Here is an 18,969-nt window from a genome sequence, read left to right on the forward strand (position 1 = left end):
AGCGCGGCCGCGAGGCCTTAGTTCATCACGGCGCCATCACGGCGGCCGACTCCGGCAAGATCGCGCCGCCGTCGACCACGATGGTTTGGCCCGTGATGTACGAGGCCGCGTCGGATGCGAGAAACAGCATGGCCGCCGCGATATCCGACGGTTCGCCCAGCCGCCCGAGCGGAATCGCCTGTTCGATACGGCGGTTGTGCGCGTCGTCGCCGAGGTTGCCCATCGCCGGCGTGCGGATCATGCCGGGCTCGACGCCGTTGACCGTGATCCGATGCTTCGCCAACTCCAACGCCGCGGCGCGAATGAAGCCGTTCACGCCCGCCTTCGACGCCGCATAGTGCGCGAGATGCTGCACCGCTTCCGAGGCCGCGTCGATGCGCAGATCCGCGATCGCCACCGAAGCGCCGCGCGCGGCAAACGCCTCGGCAATGCCGCGCCCGATGCCTTGCGCGCCGCCGGTCACCAGTACCGCCTTGCCGGCGAAATCACGCACGCCTGCCGACTGCTGCGCGGCGCTGTTCATTGCAGATGCCGTGTCACGTTGAGCACTTGTGCAAGCGCGCCGACCGGGAAATTCGACAGCGTGTCGAACTGGTTGCCCTGATAACCAAAAATCTTGCCGTCGGTCTTCTTGCGTTCGAGGTCGATCATCACCACACCGAGCGTCGGAATGATTTTTTCGCGCCAGACGAACAGGTACAGATCTTTGGCGATGGCGATGTAGTGGCAACGGTCCACATCGGCGAGACCTGCTTCCACGCCCGAGAGACATTGCCACGCATAGAAGTTGTCGTTCAGATAGACGTGTTCGTACTGTTCCGTGGCGCTATACGTGTACAGGTTGCGCATGCCGATCAGTTCACGAGTCGGATGATGCAACGCCGCCTCTGCGCCTGCCTGGGCGCCCTGCTGCATGATCCTGCCGTGACGGAACTGTACCTGTACGCCGGTCAACTCCAAGCCTCGTTCGACACGCGTAAACGCATCGGTACGGGCTTCGCTTTCGTTCGGCAACGTGCCGACCACCACGGTGCACAAACCCTGTTTCACGTCGAGCACGTAGCTCGTTGCTGCCGGCCGCGAGCCGTCGCCACCGCCGATGTAATCGACGAAGTAAATGCCGTCGCGCACCGACGTGACCCGGCATTCGAATTGACCGCTTGCCTTACGCAGCACGCCGGCAGAATCGAACGTCAACGTTTCGGCGGAGCCATCGGCGAATTCAAGCTGCAACGTGCGGCCGGTGAGATCGTCGACGGGCGGCAGGATGTGGCTGTCAGGCGCGAAACCGTCGGCCAGCGCGCCGACCTGAATGAAAACGGGTTGAGATGTCATGTTTGTATGGCTCCAGGAGTTCGATGATTTGCCGCGGCGCTACTTGCATCGAGCGCCAGGCCGCGGCGCCTGTGACTACTGTACGGACGCCGCAAGCGCGGCGGCATCGACCATAAGGATGACAGCGCCCGCGACTTTAAGCGGCCCGGAGCGCCTGAAAGGCCCAACGCCCCCGGGGCCCTGGACGATTCCGACGCTTCGGAGCCGTTCAAGGCATCACAGCCCGAACTCGCCGGCCAGTTCATCGATCAGTCCGCGTTGAAACGCCTTGAAGCGCTCGTTAGGCTGCTGCGCGATCGCCAGATCGAGCATCGGATCGGTCACCTGCGTACGCACGTCCGCCAGCGTTTCGACAATGGCGTGCCCGCAGAACGGCACGTACGCTTCCGAATACCCGCCCTCGTGCACGATCACCAGACGCCCGCCGCAATAACGTTCGGCGGCATCACGCATCAGTTGCGTCATCGTGCGATAGCTCTCGCTGTGCAGCAGCATGCGTGCGAGCGGATCGACCGCGCTCGCGTCGAGCCCACTCGCCACGACGATCAGATCCGGCCTGAACGCGTCGAGCGCGGGCAGCACGATGCGCTCGAACGCATACAGATAGGCGTCGTGCCCGCCGCCCGGCAACAACGGGATATTCACGTTGGCCCCCACGCCCGCGCCCGTGCCGCGCTCATCCGCACCGCTGTAGCCCGGCGGAAAGCAGCGATCCTGATGCAGCGATATCGTCAGCGTGTTGGGATCGTCGTAATAGATCGACTGTGTGCCATTGCCGTGGTGCACGTCCCAATCGATCACCGCGACGCGTTCGACACCATGCTTCGCACGGGCCGCATCGATCGCAATGGGAATATTGGCGAGCAGGCAGAAGCCCATCGGCTTGTCGCGCAGACAGTGATGACCAGGCGGGCGCGACAACGAGAATGCGTTGCTTGCCCGCTCGTCGAGCACGGTATCGATCGCACTGATGGCAAGCCCTGCGGACAGCGCAGCGATCTCATAGCTGCCCTTGCCGAACGGTGCGAGATCTCCCAGATCGCCGCCGGTCATGTCGCTGAGCGCCTTGAAGCGGTTCAGATAATCGCGCGGATGGATGCGCAGCAAATCTTCCTCAGTGGCAAGCTCAGCCCCCTGCATATCGAGCGACGCCGCCAGCCCCGAGGTCTGGATCAGCGCCAGCAGCCTGCGTTTCGAATCGGGCGATTCCGCGTAACCGCTGCTCGATGGCGGCTGCACCCAGCCGCCGACCGGAAAGAACAGCGCATGCGTTCCCCCTGTATGCCAGAAGGTGCGTTCGTCCGTGAAAAATGCCGTTTTGCTCATGATTTCTCTTACCTGTAGTTCACCTGCGGATTCAAATCGACCTGGTTCGACTGCATGCGTTACTGCCGCGCGCCCGGCACTTCGCGCCTGCTACGCTCGACACGCAGCAAGCAAACGAAAGACAACACGCAGATCACCGCCGCGCCCTGAAACAACGTATTGAGTCCCGCGCCGGCGTCGAGGAGAAAGCCGGCGATCAGCGGACCGACCGCGAGCCCCGCGCCGATCACGAAGTTCAGCGTGGCGATCAAACGGCCTGACGTATCGGTTTTTGCGGCTGCGGCGAGGATGAACGGCAGCACGAAGGTCCACGCGAATTTGAAGGCGAAGATCGCGGCGGCGTAGCCCGTCGAACCAGGATGCGCCGACAGACCGAGCAAAGCGGCGACGAGAATCGCGTAACCCGTCAGCAGCATCGCGGCTCGCGCGATCCGGTTGCCGATGAACGACGCGCACGCCGCGCCGACGATGCCCATCACGCTCGCGACCGCCAGCAGTTCGCCGGTGTGTCCGGCGTCGAGTCCGGCGAGCGACGCCGCCTTGCTCGCGAATGTCCAGACGCCGCCGATCGCCACATAGAAAGCGAGCACGCCGCCGATCACCAGCGTCGCGTGAAGCCACGTGCTGCTTGCGGTGCTTCCACCGCTTGTGCCGTTCATGCCGGATCCGGCCTGTTGCCCCTGCTTGCCGCTGGCGCCGCCCAATGCCGGATCGAAGCCGCGCGTAAGCGGCGATGCGATCAGCGCGAGCACGGCCAACACCACATACAGCGCCCGCAAACCAAACGCGTCGAACAGATGCGGCAGCACGAACAGGCCGAGCGCACCGGCCACCAGTTGACCCACCACCCACAAGCCATACACGCGGTCACGATTGCCGCTCGTTGCCGCGCTCGTCATGCACAGCACCATCAGCGTGCCGCCGCCGAGCGCGGTCAACGCGCGCAGCACCAGCAACACGACAAAGCCTGGCATCAGCACTGCCGTGGCGAGATTACCGATGCAGAACACCGCCGTGGCGATCGCCGCGACACGGCGCGCGTCGACACGCCCCAGCCACAAGAGCGAGGGCAAGGTCGCGCAGCTGAACGCGCCGAGTTCGACGAAGAAATACGTGCCGATCTGCGAGGCGCTCAAACCGAGCTGTCCGCCGAGTTGCGCGGCGACCGCCGGCGCGACCAGCAGCAACAGCGGTGTGATAGCGGCAAACACCACCAGCGACAGCAGCGTAGACGTCGCGAATTCGCGCGGCACGGCCGTGGGTGTCGCGGGTCCAGCTGCCGTGGCAAATGAGGAGGTCGAAGAAGTTTTCATAGGGCTCAGAGGTAACGGTTGCAGTTGCAGTTGCGGTCACAACGAAGGCCGATACGCGGCCTACGAAAGGCGAATACAAGCCGGCGTTGTCGACACTGAGGCGCCACGCCGGCGGCGGGCAATCAGAACGTGTGATACATGCCGAGCATCGCGCCGAACTGCGAGGCGCCGTTGAGCGGCGTTGCGTCGTATTCATAGACCGGCTGCGAGCTTTGACTGCTGTTGCGCGAGTAGCCGAGATTCGCATACGCCACCGTGCGCTTTGAAAGCGCATAGGTGCCGCTCGCGATGAACAACGTCGGATGACCGACGCTCGGCGTGTTCGACCAGGTCTGATAGACGCCGCCCGCGAGGCCGACGAAATTGTTGACCTGATAACGTGCCCCACCCCAGGCCACCGTTTTCGATGGCGCGAGCGATCCGGTCTGCCGCTCCGCGCCGCCGTACAGCGAAAGCGTCGCGATGTCCCAATGCGCGGCCAGCGTGCCGATGGTCTGCTGCAGTCCCGAAGTATCCCCAGCCGCGGACGCCGTGCCTTGCGCCCGATGCAGTGCCGCGCTGATGCCGTAGCCGTTGCCGCCGTATTGCGCGCCGATTTCCAGCACCCGGCCCGAGCGCGAATTGCCGGCCACGCCACCGGTCGCCGCCAAGGCTTCGGCGCTGAAGCCGCCGTAATCGGCGGTCTTGAACTTCACCGAGTTATCGATGAAGTTGGCCGACAGCGGCACCAGCACGCCCTGCCCGCTGTACGCCGCGTACAGCAGCGGGTCGTAGAAAACCGTGCGATCGAACAGCACGCTGAACTGCCGCCCGAGCGTGACGGTGCCGAATTTTCCGATCAACCCGACATAAGCACCGCGAAAGAACGCGTAACCGGGCACCGTGGCCGTGCCATCGTTCACGTTGATGCCCTGCTCGAGGCGGAAGATCGCCTGCAAGCCACCACCCAAGTCTTCCGTGCCGGTCAAACCGATCTGCGACGGCAACACGCCGTAGTTCTGCAAGTTGACCGCGCTGTGCTGGCCGTCCGCGTTCGTGCGGTACTGAATGCCGGCGTCGATCAAACCGTACAGCGTGACACTCGATTGCGCGTGTGCGGTCGCAGCGCAGAAGCCAGCGGCTACGCCCAATGCCGCTAACGTCTTTCGTCGACCGCTGCGCTGCCGTGATTCGTTTCGTTTCATCGAGAAGCTCCAAACCGTCTGATGTTTTTGTAATGTGTCCGTTGCTGCGGGCTGCATCCCTCATCGAGTGCAACGGCAGTGTCGGTAGCGGCAATTGCGCTGAATAGACGTCCAGATGAACGGTATGGAAAACCCGCACGCGATTGCGCGGAGCCCCGGCGCGATTGACATGGGCAGCTGGGTTGAACGGCCCGGCGCACTGACGCGGCGTGGCATCCGCGGCCCGGGGCCGTTCAAATGAGGGGGGCGTGGCGCCATTTCCATCGGTGCGTTTTTCAAAAAAGCGCCACGTATAATCGGTCGGCACACCGCAGAAGCGGCCAGACGCGCCTTATCGACAGTGGAAGGAACCAGCGTGACAGTCACCGCAGACACCAAGCGGGTTATCGATCAGTTGGGCGAAATGCCCCCTGCCATTCCGCTCGACGACTACGCAGGCGCACCGTTCGAACAGCGCAGCGCCGACTTCGAGGGCACGTTCTGCGGCAACGGCACCGCGGCGCGCGGCCTGAGCCTTTTCCTGCTCGACCTCTATGCGCTCGCCAACCGCACCGGCATCGGCGAATTCGAGCACGGCTTCTTCCGCCTTCTCTCGCAGCATTTACCGTTCGACGCCGGCTGGACCGGCGTGACCACACATACGGCCAACGGTCCGGTGATGCACAACAGCTTCGTCTATGGCCTGCCAGGCGAGTTCTTTACCGACTGGCAGCGCGTGTGCGACTGCGATCCGCTCGCGCTCGGCTCGATGAACCGCTACGGCCGCACGCTGGAAGTGTCGATCGTGGCGCCCGGCATCGATCCGCGCTTTCGCAACTGGGCTATCAAATACGGGCTCGCGCAACTGATGGTGGTGTCGGCGCTGGATCATCGCTTCGGGCTCGCGACTTTCCTCTCGGTGTATCGCCGCGCGCTCGACAAACCGTTCTCCGCCGCGGATGCGCAAACGCTGGAGGATGTGATTCCGCACTTGAGCGCGGCGCTGACGATCAGCCGCTCGTTTCAATTGACGCGCGAGCGCGGCGAAGGCGTCTCGACGCCGGCACGTGCAATCTGCGACGGCTTCGGTGCAGTGCACCAGGCGGATAAGGCGTTCGAAACCATCCTACGGGGCGAATGGCCTGGCTATCAGAACCAGCATCTGCCGGCGCCGCTGATCGCGCATCTGCATGCGGACACGGGCCAGCCTTATGTCGGCGAAACGGTAACGGTCAGCTGCTCGCCGGTGGTCGGCCTGTTTCAGCTGGAAGCGCGCCAACGCTCGCCGCTCGACCGTTTGAGTCCACGCGAGCTGAGCGCGATCAAGCTGTATGGCGACGGCCTCTCACACAAGGAAGTCGCGCAACGCATGGCGATTTCGCCCACCACCGTGCGTCACTATCTGCGCTGCGCTTACAAGAAGCTCGGCATGCACGACAAAAGCCAGATTCCGTGGCTGCTCGGGCTGAGGGAGAGCGCGGCTACAAACGCCCCGGCGCCCGATCAGGGCGATTGAGCGGCTGCGTCACTCGTCCTCTTCTTCAAGGCCGGCAAGCAGATCGTCGACCGCGCGATATACGCGCTCGACGATTTCCGGCCCTACCTTGCGCTCAAGCTCGCGATAGTGCGCTTCGAGATCCTTTGAGATCACGCGCACCAACTCCACGCTCGTCTCGGTGAGCGACACCAGCACGCGGCGCTGGTCTTCCGCGAAACGCTCCTTCGTCACCAGCTCCATGCTCTCCATGCGCGCGAGCACGCCGGCCATGCTCGGGCTCGAAATCGTGCAGATATCGGAGATGTGGCGCGGCTCCATCGGGCCGTGTTCATTGAGCGCGCGAATCACGCGCCACTGCTGTTCGGTCAGTCCGTGCGCGGTAATCAATGGGCGGAACCGCTCCATCATTTTTTCTCTGGCGCGCAGCAACAACATCGGCAGGTTGCGGTGCAAAACTCGGGTAGAAGCGGAAGCGGACATGGCGGAAGATAAGTAAAAAGCAGCCGTCGAAGCTTAAGGGAAAACCCGCGATCAGCCGACAGGCTATTGACCGTGGATGATATCAAGCGCAATACTACTAACATGTTAGTGTTTTCTCCGAGAGACAGCTGATTTATGTTTGCACTTGCCGATCACCTGCTGCATCCCGAAGGCGACGCGCTGCCTCGCGACGTGGATACACACACCGTCGCCGCGCTGCTCGCACGTGGCGTGGCCTGCCGTGCGCCCGTTTCCGGCGCTGTCTATGGAACCTTGCTGAACGACCGCGCCGCGTTGGAAGCATTGGGCGATGCGGTGCATGCCGCTCCGTATAAAGCCCCGCCGAAAGCGCCGATTCTCTATCTGAAGCCGCGCAATACGTTCGCCGGTCATCGCGCACGCGTTGTCGTGCCCGACGATGCATTGGGTGTGGAAGTCGGCGCTTCGCTGGGTATCGTGATTGGCCGCACTGCAACATGCGTTAGCGCAGGCGAGGCGTTCGACTACATCGCCGGCTACACGCTGGTCGCCGATCTGAGCGTGCCGCATGCGAGCCTGTACCGGCCTTCGGTACGGTTCCGGGCGCGCGACGGCTTTTGCGTGATCGGGCCGGCACTGGTTGCAGCACGTCATGTTGCTGCGCCCGACGATCTGACGATCAGGGTTTCGCTTCCAGGACGTGAGGTCTTCACGGCGAGTACTGCATCATCGGTACGCAAAGTCGCTCAATTGATTGCGGACGTAACCGATTTCATGACCCTCAGCGCCGGTGACGTCGTTACGCTTGGCGTGCCTCATGGTTCGCCGGTGGCGCATATCGGCGACACGGCCACGCTATCGATTGGCGGATTGCCGCCGCTCGAGGTGTCGTTTGCCGGTGCAGAAGAACAGGATGGAGAACAGCAATGATGCGTGGCCGTGTTGCGTATGCAGGCGCGATTCACGAAGCTTACCCGGACGCCAACGGCGTACGCCTCGCCGACGGCCGCGTGCGTCGTGAAGATGAAGTGGTGTGGCTCGCACCGATCGAGGTCGGCACGATCTTCGCGCTCGGTTTGAACTATGCTGAGCACGCGAAGGAATTGCAGTTCAACAAGCAGGAAGAGCCGTTGGTCTTTCTCAAAGGCCCGGGCACGGTGATCGGTCACCGCGGCTTCACGCGCCGTCCCGCCGACGTCACCTTCATGCACTACGAGTGCGAACTGGCTGTCGTGATCGGCCAGACCGCACAGAACGTCAAGCGCGAAAACGCCATGCAGCATGTGGCCGGCTACATGATCGCCAACGACTACGCGATCCGTGACTACCTGGAAAACTATTACCGCCCCAACCTGCGCGTGAAGAATCGCGACGGCGGCACGGTACTCGGTCCCTGGTTCGTCGATGCGGCCGATGTCGAAGACGTCACGCAACTCGATTTGCGCACGTTCGTGAACGGCACGCGGCAACAACACGGCAACACACGCGATCTCGTCACCGATATCCCGGCGTTGATCGAATACCTGAGCAGCTTCATGACCCTCGCACCCGGCGACGTGATCCTGACCGGCACGCCGGAGGGCATCGTTAATGTGAATGCGGGTGACGAAGTGATCTGTGAAATCGACGGCCTTGGCCGTCTCGTCAATACGATTGCATCCGACGCGGACTTCGGCCGCGCCTGATCGACAGGCTTTGCATGGGATCGGAGTAAGCGCTAAAGCGCCAACTCCGATCGACAAAGGAAAAAGGACAAGGCAATGCGAATCGAGCATCTGATCAACGGCAAGTCGAGCGCCGCAAAAGACTACTTCGCGACGGTTAATCCAGCGACGCAAGACGTGCTCGCTGAAGTGGCCCGCGGCGGTGCGGAAGAAGTTGACGCCGCCGTGCGCGCGGCCAAAGAAGCGTTTCCGGCATGGGCCGGCAAGCTCGCGGCGGAACGCGCAAAAGTCATTCGCAAGCTCGGCGAGTTGATCGCGAAGAACGTGCCGGATATCTCCGAGACCGAGACGAAGGACACCGGCCAGACGATCTCGCAGACGCGCAAGCAACTCGTGCCGCGCGCCGCCGACAACTTCAGCTATTTCGCGGAGATGTGCACGCGCGTCGATGGTCATACGTATCCCACCGATACGCATCTGAACTACACGCTGTTCCACCCGGTCGGCGTCTGCGCGCTGATCTCGCCATGGAACGTACCGTTCATGACGGCAACGTGGAAAGTCGCGCCCTGCCTCGCGTTCGGCAATACCGCCGTGTTGAAGATGAGCGAACTGTCGCCGCTGACCGCCTCGATGCTCGGCAATCTCGCTCTCGAAGCCGGCATTCCTGCCGGCGTGCTTAACGTCGTGCATGGCTTCGGCAAAGACACCGGCGAACCGCTGGTGGCGCATCCAGATGTGCATGCAGTGTCGTTCACTGGCTCAACGGCAACCGGCAACCGCATCGTGCAAACGGCCGGCCTGAAGAAGTTTTCGATGGAACTGGGCGGCAAGTCGCCGTTCGTGATTTTCGACGACGCCGATTTCGAGCGCGCACTCGATGCCGCCGTGTTCATGATCTTCTCGAACAATGGCGAGCGCTGCACGGCGGGTTCGCGCATTCTGGTGCAACGCTCGATTTACGCGCGCTTTGCCGAACGTTTTATCGAACGCGCCAAACGCTTGACGGTGGGCGATCCACTGGCCGATAGCACAATCGTCGGTCCGATGATCAGCCAGGGGCACCTGGCCAAAGTGCGCAGCTACATCGAACTGGGTCCGAAAGAAGGCGCGACGCTCGCGTGCGGCGGACTCGACGCACCCGACTTGCCCGAAGCCATGCGCAAAGGCAACTTCGTTAAGCCGACAGTGTTCGTCGACGTCGACAACCGCATGCGGATCGCGCAGGAAGAGATCTTCGGCCCGGTTGCCTGCCTGATTCCGTTCGACGAGGAAGCAGACGCGATCAAACTCGCCAACGACATTTCCTACGGTTTGTCGAGCTACATCTGGACCGAGAGCACCGGCCGCGCGCTTCGCGTCGCCGCAGCGGTCGAAGCGGGCATGTGCTTCGTCAACAGCCAGAACGTGCGCGACCTGCGCCAGCCGTTCGGCGGCACCAAGGCATCGGGCGTGGGCCGCGAAGGCGGCACGTGGAGCTACGAAGTGTTCCTCGAACCGAAGAACGTGTGCGTATCGCTTGGCTCGCATCACATTCCGCGCTGGGGCGTCTGAAAACGCGGTTCATTTGCGCGCGAGGGCATGACGCCTCGCGCCACACAGAATAGGAGACCGCGATGGGCAAACTCGCGTTGGCAGCAAAAGTCACTCACGTCCCGTCGTTATATCTGTCCGAACTTGATGGTCCGCATAAGGGCTGCCGTCAACCCGCGATCGACGGCCACCATGAAATCGGCCGGCGCTGCCGCGAATTGGGTGTGGATACGATCGTCGTATTCGACGTGCATTGGCTGGTGAACAGCGAATACCACATCAACTGCGCGCCGAAGTTCGAGGGCGTCTATACGAGTAACGAGCTGCCGCACTTCATCAAGAACATGCCGTACGCGTATCCCGGCAATGTCGGACTCGGCGATCTGATTGCGGAAGTCGCCAACGAAATGGGCGTCAAGAGCCGCGCGCACAGCCAGACCACGCTCGAACTCGAATACGGCACGCTGGTGCCGATGCGCTATATGAATAGCGACCAGCACTTCAAGACCGTGTCGGTAGCCGGCTGGTGCATGTGGCACGACCTCGAAACCAGCGCGCGCTTCGGCCTTGCCGTACGCAAGGCTATCGAGGAACGATACGACGGCACCGTGGCGATTCTGGCGAGCGGTTCGTTGAGCCACCACTTCGCCAACAACGGCACCGCCGAGCAGTTCATGCACAAGGTGTGGAGCCCGTTTCTCGAACAGATGGACCGCCGGGTGGTCGAGTTGTGGGAAGCCGGCGACTGGAAGACCTTCTGCGAGATGCTGCCGCTCTATAACGAGAAATGCTGGGGCGAAGGTGGCATGCACGACACCGCGATGCTGCTCGGCGCGGCCTGGCGTTGTCGTTGGAGATCAACGAATTCAGCGAAGCGGGCACTTGGAAACACAACAATTTGCACGCGCGGCTTAAGGCCTGAAACTTGGGCCTGAAACTTGGGCTTGATACCCCGGCCCAATATTCCGGCTCGGTAGCCTGGACTGGCAGCCGCATATAGAGAATCCATCATGCTAGACGAACAGACAATCCGCGACCTTGCGTCGCAACTCGACAACGCGGAGAAAACGCGCACCCAGCTGCGCCACTTTTCGGCCAAGTATCCCGAGATGACTGTACAGGACGGTTACGCGATTCAGCGCGAGTGGGTGAAGCTCAAACTGGCCGAGGGCCACGTGATCAAGGGCCGCAAGATCGGCCTGACCTCACGCGCGATGCAGCGTTCGTCGCAGATCGACGAACCCGACTATGCACCGCTGCTCGACAGCATGTTCATCGAAGGCGGCCAGGACATTCGCGCCGACCGCTTCATTGCCCCGCGCGTGGAAGTCGAACTGGCCTTCGTGTTGAGCAAGCCCTTGAAGGGCCCTGGCGTCACGCTATTCGACGTTCTGGACGCCACGGCCTATGTGACCCCTGCAGTTGAGATTATCGACGCGCGCATCGAACAATTCGACCGCGAGACGAAGGCGCCGCGCAAGGTCTACGACACCATCTCCGACTTCGCGGCCAATGCCGGCATCGTATTGGGTGGCCGACCGGTGCGCCCGCTGGACGTCGACCTTCGCTGGGTTGGCGCATTGCTTTACAAGAACGGCGCCGTGGAAGAAAGCGGCCTCGCTGCGGCCGTGCTGAATCACCCCGCCACGGGCGTTGCATGGCTCGCCAACAAGATCGCCCCTTACGACGAAGTATTGAACGCGAACGACGTGATTCTGAGCGGCTCGTTCACGAGCCCGATCCCTGCGCGAGCGGGCGACACTTTCCATGTCGACTATGGTCCGCTGGGCGGCATTGGTTTGAATTTCATTTGAGTTGCCGACATGTCCTTACCGCAAAACTGGGCATGAACGCGATCAGCGTGGCCGCGGCACCGGGGCCAATACCGGGCACCGAGCGCAGCAGGTCCTCCTTCTGACGCCAGGCGGGCGAAGAACGCATGAACGAATCGATGTCCTTGTCCGCGACGGTGAGCTGCTGTTTGAGCCACTTGATGTGATCATCCAGGCTTTCCTTAGCTGCGGCATGAGCGCGCTCCAGGCGGGCTTTCTCGGCCACGAGCATGTCGATGAGCTGGGCGCGGCGCAGCAGCAGGGCCTGCAACTGCTCGGTCTGCACATCGTTGAGCGGACGCACGACGGGTTTGATGACGGCGCCGAAATGGGCGATGACGAACGCGTCGATGCGGTCTGTCTTCGCACGTTTGCCGGTGGCTTTGGCAAAGTCGCGCACCTGCCGGGGATTGACCGCAACAGCGGGCAGGCCGGCCTGGCAGAGCGCCTTGAGCACGGCAAGTTCGAGCTTGCCGGTGGCCTCCATGACGATCAGGGTGGGACTCAGCGTGATCAGACGCTGGACCAGCTGGTCGATGGCGCCGGTCTCATTGTCGACACTGAAATGCTCGGTCGTGTCGTGGATGGCAACGTCGAGGGTGCTACCACTGACGTCGATGCCGATATAAACGGAAGAGGAAGTCTGGTTCATCACGGTACCCATACTTGCAGGAAAATACGAGCTCGAGGCTCAGTCAACTGTTCGGGTTAAGAGGATGAAAAGGACAGTCGCTCAGGCTTCTCTGCGTGCTCGAAGCACTGTAAGCAGACGAGCTGACTGTCCATGTGGCGGCAACTGATCGGGCCGGCGCCACAGGAGTCGAATATACAAGTAAGCAAGAGAAAGCGGCTCAAACCGCTAATTCTTAAGTGGGTCCCCTGGCTCGGAGTGGGCAGTGGAGCATCTGGAATCCGTGCCCTCGCGCACTCAGCGCCAGTGACAAAGGACTCATCAGCTCCCACTCCGCACTGCGTGCGTCGCGGATGGGTATGCCTGAGAGACCTAAGGTTTCGTTTTGTGCCTGGCGGGGCCATCGGCTTCGCCTCGGCGAGGTATTCAGGTGCTCAGAAGACGGTTCCGCAGGCAGCGGCGGTGCCGATCAAAATGCGAGAGCGAAACCACGGCGATCGGTTGGTGAATTACGCGTCGGCGCGCGCAGCGCCGCCGGAAGTATGACGGCCTTGTCACTAGCGCCGAATGTGCGAGAACACAGATTCCAGATGCACCACTACCGCCGCTGCGCGGGGGACCCGCTTAAGAGTTAGCGGTTTGAGCCGCTTTCTCTTGCTTACTTCTCTTTGCGGCCGGCAAAGAGAAGTAAGTGCCGCCCCGCACAGGGGCAACGCTAATAGACCACTAACAAAGCAAGGAAAGGCCAACACCATAAAAACGCAGATAGAAAGCGCCGAGCAGGTCAAACCCTTAATCCCCTGCAGGCCAAGGCAACCCCACCGCCGACCAATCCAACTCCACCCCAACAACCGCCCGTCCAGCAGCAAACTGCACAGCCAGCGTAACCGCAACACAAGGCCGGCCGCTGGCCAAAGAAAGATAAGGATTACTAGCCAGAGCCACTCCAGGCAACAAAACCGCGTTACGGAAATAAGGCCGATGATCCCACCTGGCATCCCGCGGATTCGCCACGGGCTGCAGCGAAGCCCCATCGCTCCTCCAAGCCGGCCCCGGCACCTCAGCCCCGATCTGCCTTCCCGAATCATCGAGAATAAAACAGCTGACACAGCGATCAAACGTAGCCAGAGAAGCAAACGCCTCCCCCATCAAAACACCCGCCAGCAACTCATCGGCAGCAAGCCTCAAACCAACCCGATAGGGCTCCACCTCCGACTCGAACAACGCATGCTGATGCGCCCTCCCCTGGGCGATCACATCGAAAGCATCATCGATCCGCCGATGCACCGACTCCGGCGGCGCAATCTCGGCCGCCGGCCGTCCGAGCAAATACCCCTGCGCGAAATCCACATTCGACTCAACAGCAAGAATCAATTCCTCCGTGGTCTCCACGCCCTCCACGACAACCAGCATCCCCGCCTGATGCAACAGCGAAACCAGCTTCGGCAAGATCGGCTGCTCGGTGCCGTGACTGGTCGCGCGAATCAGCTCGCCGTCGAGCTTCACGAGATCCGGCCGGATCCGGAGCAGCCGGTCGAGGTTCGATTGACCCGCGCCGAAATCGTCGACGGCGATCAGGAAACCGTGCGCGCGGTACAAAGCCGCCGCACGCGACATGTCATCGACGCTGCCACCGTGCGATTCGAGAATCTCGAGAATCACCTGCTCGGGTTCGAGCCCCACCGCCCGCACGATCATGGCGAGCTGATCGGCATAGCCTTCGGCGATAAACGTGGCCGGCAGAATATTGAGGAACAGCCACGTGCCGCCGGGCAGCGACTTGCGCGCATTGGCCAGATGCACGGCATGACTCGCGCGATCGAGCGCGCCTTCGTCGCTGGACGGCCTCGGCGCGAACAGGACAACGGGCGGCACCAGCGTGCCGTCGTCCTGCTGACCGCGCAGCAAAGCCTCGAACCCCACCTGCTTCTGATGCGACAAACTGTATAGCGGCTGGAAGTGCGAGGTGAGGTAATAGTCCTCCCAGCGATGCCGCAGCACGGCCGCCCCACCCTCGTCATGCGCGGCATCCGAGAGCATCTGCAGCACCTCAAGCGGCAATGCGCGTTCGGCGCACACGCGGTTTCTGCCCGAGTGCTTGGCGCGCAGCAAGGCCTCATCGGCGCGGTCGAGCAACACCATGATGCTTTCGCCGCTCCGGTGTTCGGCCACGCCGAAGCTCGCAGTCAGATAGCCGTCCGGCCGCTCGATCGCGGCAATCGCGACGCGCAGCCGCTCGGCCAGCGCCAGTGCGCCGGCCAGGCCGTCGCGCAGCAACACCGCGAACTCCTCTCCGCCGATCCGGCTCACGCTTTCGTCCGCGGAGGTCTCCTCCATCAGCACCTGGGCGACCTGGTACAGGGCATGGTCGCCGATCGCGTGGCCAAAGCAGTCGTTCAGCGATTTGAAACTGTCGATGTCGAGAAAAATCGCGCTGACCCGCGCATCCGGCTTCATGGTTTCGAGGCGGAGTTCAGCCTGCTTCACAAACGCGCGGCGGTTTTGCAGGCCGGTCAGCGGATCGGTCGCGGCGAGTTGCGCCAGTTGGCTCTCGAGCAGAAAGTGGTTGCGCCGGAACCGGTAGAAACCGAAGTGAAACACAACGGAAGTCGGTACGCCGATCGCCGCGATCCACATCCACACGACAACGTCGACGTCATGCATGCGCGGCTCGCCAACCAGTAAGGCCAGCGCCGCCCCATAGAAGAGCGCGCTGCCGGCGAAGAAATGCAGCGGCGTGAGCCATAGCGGCGCGGCGCAGATCGGGATCACCACCATCGCCGGCAGTAACCACAGCAACGGTTGCTCGACGCCGGAGACGTTCAGCGCGAGACCGGCCACCAGCACCAGCGCGTACGCGACACCGATTGCGCCGAACGTCCAGATCGAGCCGGCGCGTGGAATCGCCATCACTAGCAAAGCGAGCACCAACGCACAGGCGAGCCGGTAGGAGAGCGGCGTCGTCGGACCGGCAACCATGTTGCGCGCTCCCACGAAACACAGGAACGCGACGACAGCAAACGCCATCGTCACGGTCGAAAGTGGACGTTGGTGTTCCAGCGATCGTCTATGAAATCGATCGCGCAAACCGGAATCGGACAGTTGCTTCGTTGAGGTAGAAAGCATATTGACAGTTATCAGGCTGGCTCCGGCCACTCGGCCAATGTATAACGGCAACCGTCTGACAAATATTTATGCCCTGCCCGCAAATAGATTTGCGCCCCGCTCCGTAAGGGCTACGCGGCCATTACGCGATCGCTTCCCGAGGTCCCGGCGGCAGCGAAGCATTCAACAGGTCGAACTGCAGCAACCGCATATCGAAGCCGTCCATGACGCCACGCGCGACATGCTCCGCGCATAACAGCACCTTCGCAATCGTTTGCGCGTACAACGCAGACGAATGTAGTGTCCATATATGGGGACGACACTAATCGGCTAAACCCGTAAAGCACACTCGATCAGGTCACGCCCCAAGCGTTGTGGCCTACAATTGTTGCTGCCGCGCGGCCGCTTCGCGCCCGCGGCGCACGGCAGAAGATTCATCCCGCCTCCTGCTGAACATCCACGCGCGCCAAGCGCGCCGGCAGAGTGGGGACACACTCATTGACGTGACCTCTGTGGAGCGCAGCAATGCCATTTCTGGCACAAGACCACGGTTGCCCCGGCTGGAACGGGGAAATGGCGCGGCGCATCAGCGAATTCGACTGGACCGCGACCAGCCTCGGCGCAATAGAAAACTGGCCGCGCAGTTTGACCGCCACCGTTCAAATGCTGCTCGCCTCGCCCGTGCCCCTCGTGCTTCTCTGGGGCAAACCGGGCTACATGATCTACAACGACGCCTACGCGATATTCGCTAGCGGACGGCATCCGTATCTGCTCGGCTGTCCGGTCGAGCGCGGCTGGCCAGAAGTCGCCGAATTCAACCGTCACGTGATGACGACATGTCTTGCCGGCGGCACCCTGTCGTATCGCGACAAGGAACTGGTCCTGCTGCGCGACGGCAAGCCTGAAGACGTCTGGATGGACCTCTACTACAGCCCGGTCGCCGACGACAGCGGCGCACCCGCGGGCGTACTCTCGATGGTCGTCGAAACCACCATGCGCGTACTGACCGAACGCTGGCGGCAACATGCCGAGGCGGAACTGCGCGAGACCAACGAACGGCTGCAACTCGCGCTCAATACCGGCGCCGTGCTCGGCACCTGGGTGCTCGACGTGCGAACCGGCACCGTCACCGGCGACGAACGTTTCGCCCGCACCTTTTCGTTTCCACTGGAAGAGGCCACGCAAGGGGTCGAGCGCAATGCCGCGGCGCAGGTGATCCATCCTGACGACCAGCCGCTCAACGATCGCTTGACGATCGAAGCGATACGCACCGGCCAGCCATTTCGCGCCGAGTACCGGATTCGCCGCCCCGATGGCGACTATATGTGGGTGCAGGCGAACGGCCAGTGCGAGTTCGACGAACAGGGGGAGCCGACGCGCTTTCCCGGCGTGCTGATCGACATCCACGAACGCAAGATCGCCGAACAATCGCTGCGTCAGTTGACCGAAACGCTCGAACAACGCGTGGCCGATGAGGTCGCGGCACGCGCGCTCGCCGAAGAGCAGTTGCGACAGGCCCAGAAGATGGAAGCGATCGGCAGCCTCACAGGCGGCGTCGCGCACGACTTCAACAATGTGCTGCAAGTGATCAACGGCAATCTGCAGATGCTCGCCGCCGATGCCGATGGCAGTCTGGCCACGCTGCGGCGTTTGTCGGCCGCGACCGATGCCGTCAAACGCGGTGCGAAACTGGCCGCGCATCTGCTCGCCTTCGCGAGGCGCCAGCCGCTCTCGCCTACCGTGTTGAACCCGCGCCGTCTGCTCGCCGGCATGAGCGAGATGCTGCACCGCGCGCTCGGTGAGACTGTCAAGATCGAAACGGTGTTGAGCGACGACCTGTGGAATGTGCAGGCCGATCGCAATCAACTCGAAAACGCACTACTCAATCTCGCGATCAATGCGCGCGACGCTATGCAAGCCGACGGCACGCTCACCGTCCGCGCAACGAACCGCGTGCTGGACTCCCTGTTTTGCCGTGGCAAACCGGAGCTCTCGCCGGGCGAATACGTGGCGTTTTCAGTGACCGACACGGGCACCGGCATGAAGCCTGAAATCCTGGAGCGCGTGTTTGAACCGTTCTTCACGACCAAACCCGACGGCCACGGCACCGGTCTGGGCTTGAGCATGGTGTTCGGCTTCGTCAGGCAAAGCGGCGGCCATACGGTGATCGACAGCGAAGTGGGACGCGGCACCACCGTCTGGCTGTTTTTCCCGCGTTGCTGCGAGCCGGAAACAGTCGAAGCCGTCGATCAGACCTCGGCGCCGGTGGGCGGCGGCGAAACGATTCTGGTGGTCGAAGACGATGCAGATGTCCGCCTGACTGCCGTCGAAATGCTCGCGCAGCTCGGCTATAAGGTGCTGACTGCATCCAGTGGCGACGCGGCGCTCGAATTTATCGAAAGCGACGTGCCGATTGATCTGCTATTTACCGATGTCGTGATGCCCGGCCAGGTGAAAAGCGTGGAACTGGCGCAGCGTGCGGCGGCGCGCTCGCCCACGGTGCCGGCGCTCTTCACCTCGGGCTATACACGCGACGAGATCGTCCATCACGGCAAGCTCGACGCCGGCATCACCCTGCTCTCCAAGCCTTACCGGCGCGACGACCTCGCGCGCAAGGTGCGCAGCGTATTGCACGCTGGAGTCGCCGGCGTGATCGATGGGCAGACTACCGCGTTGGCGGACGCTCTGACCAGTCCGCCGTCACCTCAATCCGGCATGCCGGCTCGCGTGCTGCTGGTCGAAGACGACGCCGATTCGCGCGACGCACTCAGCGACCTGCTCGGCGCGCTGGGTCTCGACTGCACCGCGGTCGCGAGCGCTGAAGAAGCGTTGCCGCTCGTGCCCGAGCAACGTTTCGACGTCCTGCTCACGGACCTGACGTTGCCCGGCATGTCCGGCGACAACCTGGCGCGCGCGGTGCTGCGTCAGCGGCCGGACATCCACGTGTTGCTGGTGTCGGGCTACGGCAAGAGCGCCGAGATCGGCGACACCATCCCGGGCGCACGGCTGCTCGGCAAACCGCTCGATATCTCGCAGCTGCGGTGCGAACTCGCGGCGTGGCTCGATCACACGGAGGCGGCTTCCTAGCGCGCGTCCTTCACGCAACCAAA

Annotated in this window: 13 protein-coding genes and 3 pseudogenes; 8 read left to right on the forward strand and 8 right to left on the reverse strand. The window is 62.5% G+C overall.

The genetic code is table 11. The annotated features are described in order from the left end of the window. Positions 1-25 precede the first annotated feature (25 nt). The 5 genes from GNZ13_RS14815 to GNZ13_RS14835 all read right to left on the reverse strand — a co-directional run bounded on the left by GNZ13_RS14815 (position 26) and on the right by GNZ13_RS14835 (position 5,158). Complete coding sequence (locus GNZ13_RS14815) at positions 26-523, reverse strand: SDR family oxidoreductase (protein ID WP_172165486.1); 498 nt, start codon at positions 521-523, stop codon at positions 26-28. Next, a complete protein-coding gene (locus GNZ13_RS14820) occupies positions 520-1,335 on the reverse strand; it encodes a MoaF C-terminal domain-containing protein (protein WP_172165489.1) in 816 nt (271 codons plus the stop codon). Before GNZ13_RS14820 ends, GNZ13_RS14815 begins: the two co-directional genes overlap by 4 nt. 216 nt (positions 1,336-1,551) lie before the next feature. After that, complete coding sequence (locus GNZ13_RS14825; RefSeq protein ID WP_172165492.1) at positions 1,552-2,661, reverse strand: class II histone deacetylase; 1,110 nt, start codon at positions 2,659-2,661, stop codon at positions 1,552-1,554. Between the two features lie 59 nt (positions 2,662-2,720). Continuing rightward, complete coding sequence (locus tag GNZ13_RS14830; protein ID WP_172165495.1) at positions 2,721-3,974, reverse strand: MFS transporter; 1,254 nt, start codon at positions 3,972-3,974, stop codon at positions 2,721-2,723. A 122-nt stretch (positions 3,975-4,096) separates the two neighbouring features. Beyond that, positions 4,097-5,158, reverse strand: a complete 1,062-nt coding sequence (locus tag GNZ13_RS14835) for a porin (RefSeq protein WP_172165498.1) — start codon at positions 5,156-5,158, stop codon at positions 4,097-4,099. 355 nt (positions 5,159-5,513) lie between these two features. Between GNZ13_RS14835 and GNZ13_RS14840 the strand changes: the two genes are divergently transcribed. After that, entirely contained in the window at positions 5,514-6,653 is a 1,140-nt protein-coding gene (locus GNZ13_RS14840; RefSeq protein ID WP_172165501.1) for a helix-turn-helix transcriptional regulator, read from the forward strand. A gap of 9 nt (positions 6,654-6,662) precedes the next feature. Here the strand turns inward: GNZ13_RS14840 and hpaR are convergent, their stop codons facing one another. Continuing rightward, a complete protein-coding gene (hpaR, locus tag GNZ13_RS14845) occupies positions 6,663-7,070 on the reverse strand; it encodes a homoprotocatechuate degradation operon regulator HpaR (RefSeq protein ID WP_172165504.1) in 408 nt (135 codons plus the stop codon). 180 nt (positions 7,071-7,250) lie between these two features. Here hpaR and GNZ13_RS14850 point away from each other — a divergent pair, with 180 nt between their 5' ends. The 6 genes and pseudogenes from GNZ13_RS14850 (at position 7,251) to hpaH (ending at position 12,105) form a co-directional block, all read left to right on the forward strand. Further along, on the forward strand, positions 7,251-8,024 hold the full coding sequence (locus tag GNZ13_RS14850; protein ID WP_172165507.1) for a fumarylacetoacetate hydrolase family protein: 774 nt from the start codon (positions 7,251-7,253) through the stop codon (positions 8,022-8,024). Then, positions 8,021-8,779: a fumarylacetoacetate hydrolase family protein gene (locus GNZ13_RS14855; protein WP_172165510.1), complete on the forward strand. Its 759-nt coding sequence runs from the start codon at positions 8,021-8,023 to the stop codon at positions 8,777-8,779. Before GNZ13_RS14850 ends, GNZ13_RS14855 begins: the two co-directional genes overlap by 4 nt. A gap of 75 nt (positions 8,780-8,854) precedes the next feature. Next, complete coding sequence (hpaE, locus tag GNZ13_RS14860; protein WP_172165513.1) at positions 8,855-10,312, forward strand: 5-carboxymethyl-2-hydroxymuconate semialdehyde dehydrogenase; 1,458 nt, start codon at positions 8,855-8,857, stop codon at positions 10,310-10,312. Positions 10,313-10,374: 62 nt separating this feature from the next. After that, a pseudogene (hpaD, locus tag GNZ13_RS14865) lies at positions 10,375-11,127 on the forward strand (3,4-dihydroxyphenylacetate 2,3-dioxygenase); the annotation flags it as partial. Next, positions 11,121-11,213, forward strand: a pseudogene (locus GNZ13_RS14870) (5-carboxymethyl-2-hydroxymuconate Delta-isomerase); the annotation flags it as partial. The pseudogenes hpaD and GNZ13_RS14870, both read left to right, overlap by 7 nt. 88 nt (positions 11,214-11,301) lie before the next feature. Continuing rightward, positions 11,302-12,105, forward strand: coding sequence for a 2-oxo-hept-4-ene-1,7-dioate hydratase (hpaH, locus tag GNZ13_RS14875; RefSeq protein WP_172165516.1), 804 nt, complete (start codon positions 11,302-11,304; stop codon positions 12,103-12,105). On the opposite strand, the pseudogene GNZ13_RS14880 reads toward hpaH, so the two are convergent. Both GNZ13_RS14880 and GNZ13_RS14885 read right to left on the reverse strand, forming a co-directional pair. Then, positions 12,104-12,775: pseudogene (locus GNZ13_RS14880) on the reverse strand (IS110 family transposase); the annotation flags it as partial. The gene hpaH and the pseudogene GNZ13_RS14880 sit on opposite strands and share 2 nt — an antisense overlap. 771 nt (positions 12,776-13,546) lie before the next feature. After that, on the reverse strand, positions 13,547-15,880 hold the full coding sequence (locus GNZ13_RS14885; protein WP_172165519.1) for a bifunctional diguanylate cyclase/phosphodiesterase: 2,334 nt from the start codon (positions 15,878-15,880) through the stop codon (positions 13,547-13,549). 504 nt (positions 15,881-16,384) lie between these two features. On the opposite strand from GNZ13_RS14885, the gene GNZ13_RS14890 reads away from it, so the two are divergent. After that, positions 16,385-18,946, forward strand: a complete 2,562-nt coding sequence (locus GNZ13_RS14890; protein ID WP_172165522.1) for a hybrid sensor histidine kinase/response regulator — start codon at positions 16,385-16,387, stop codon at positions 18,944-18,946. Positions 18,947-18,969: the final 23 nt, after the last annotated feature.

It is taken from the genome of Paraburkholderia elongata (assembly GCF_013177735.1).
Classification (GTDB): domain Bacteria; phylum Pseudomonadota; class Gammaproteobacteria; order Burkholderiales; family Burkholderiaceae; genus Paraburkholderia; species Paraburkholderia elongata.

Excerpts from the sequence above, each read along its gene's own strand:
- GNZ13_RS14825 (WP_172165492.1), bottom strand. The coding sequence starts at position 2,661 with ATGAGCAAAACGGCATTTTTCACGGACGAACGCACCTTCTGGCATACA.
- hpaH (WP_172165516.1), top strand. The coding sequence starts at position 11,302 with ATGCTAGACGAACAGACAATCCGCGACCTTGCGTCGCAACTCGACAAC.
- GNZ13_RS14885 (WP_172165519.1), bottom strand. The coding sequence starts at position 15,880 with ATGCTTTCTACCTCAACGAAGCAACTGTCCGATTCCGGTTTGCGCGAT.
- GNZ13_RS14890 (WP_172165522.1), top strand. The coding sequence starts at position 16,385 with ATGCCATTTCTGGCACAAGACCACGGTTGCCCCGGCTGGAACGGGGAA.
- GNZ13_RS14850 (WP_172165507.1), top strand. The coding sequence starts at position 7,251 with ATGTTTGCACTTGCCGATCACCTGCTGCATCCCGAAGGCGACGCGCTG.
- GNZ13_RS14855 (WP_172165510.1), top strand. The coding sequence starts at position 8,021 with ATGATGCGTGGCCGTGTTGCGTATGCAGGCGCGATTCACGAAGCTTAC.
- hpaE (WP_172165513.1), top strand. The coding sequence starts at position 8,855 with ATGCGAATCGAGCATCTGATCAACGGCAAGTCGAGCGCCGCAAAAGAC.
- GNZ13_RS14835 (WP_172165498.1), bottom strand. The coding sequence starts at position 5,158 with ATGAAACGAAACGAATCACGGCAGCGCAGCGGTCGACGAAAGACGTTA.
- GNZ13_RS14815 (WP_172165486.1), bottom strand. The coding sequence starts at position 523 with ATGAACAGCGCCGCGCAGCAGTCGGCAGGCGTGCGTGATTTCGCCGGC.
- GNZ13_RS14830 (WP_172165495.1), bottom strand. The coding sequence starts at position 3,974 with ATGAAAACTTCTTCGACCTCCTCATTTGCCACGGCAGCTGGACCCGCG.
- hpaR (WP_172165504.1), bottom strand. The coding sequence starts at position 7,070 with ATGTTGTTGCTGCGCGCCAGAGAAAAAATGATGGAGCGGTTCCGCCCA.
- GNZ13_RS14820 (WP_172165489.1), bottom strand. The coding sequence starts at position 1,335 with ATGACATCTCAACCCGTTTTCATTCAGGTCGGCGCGCTGGCCGACGGT.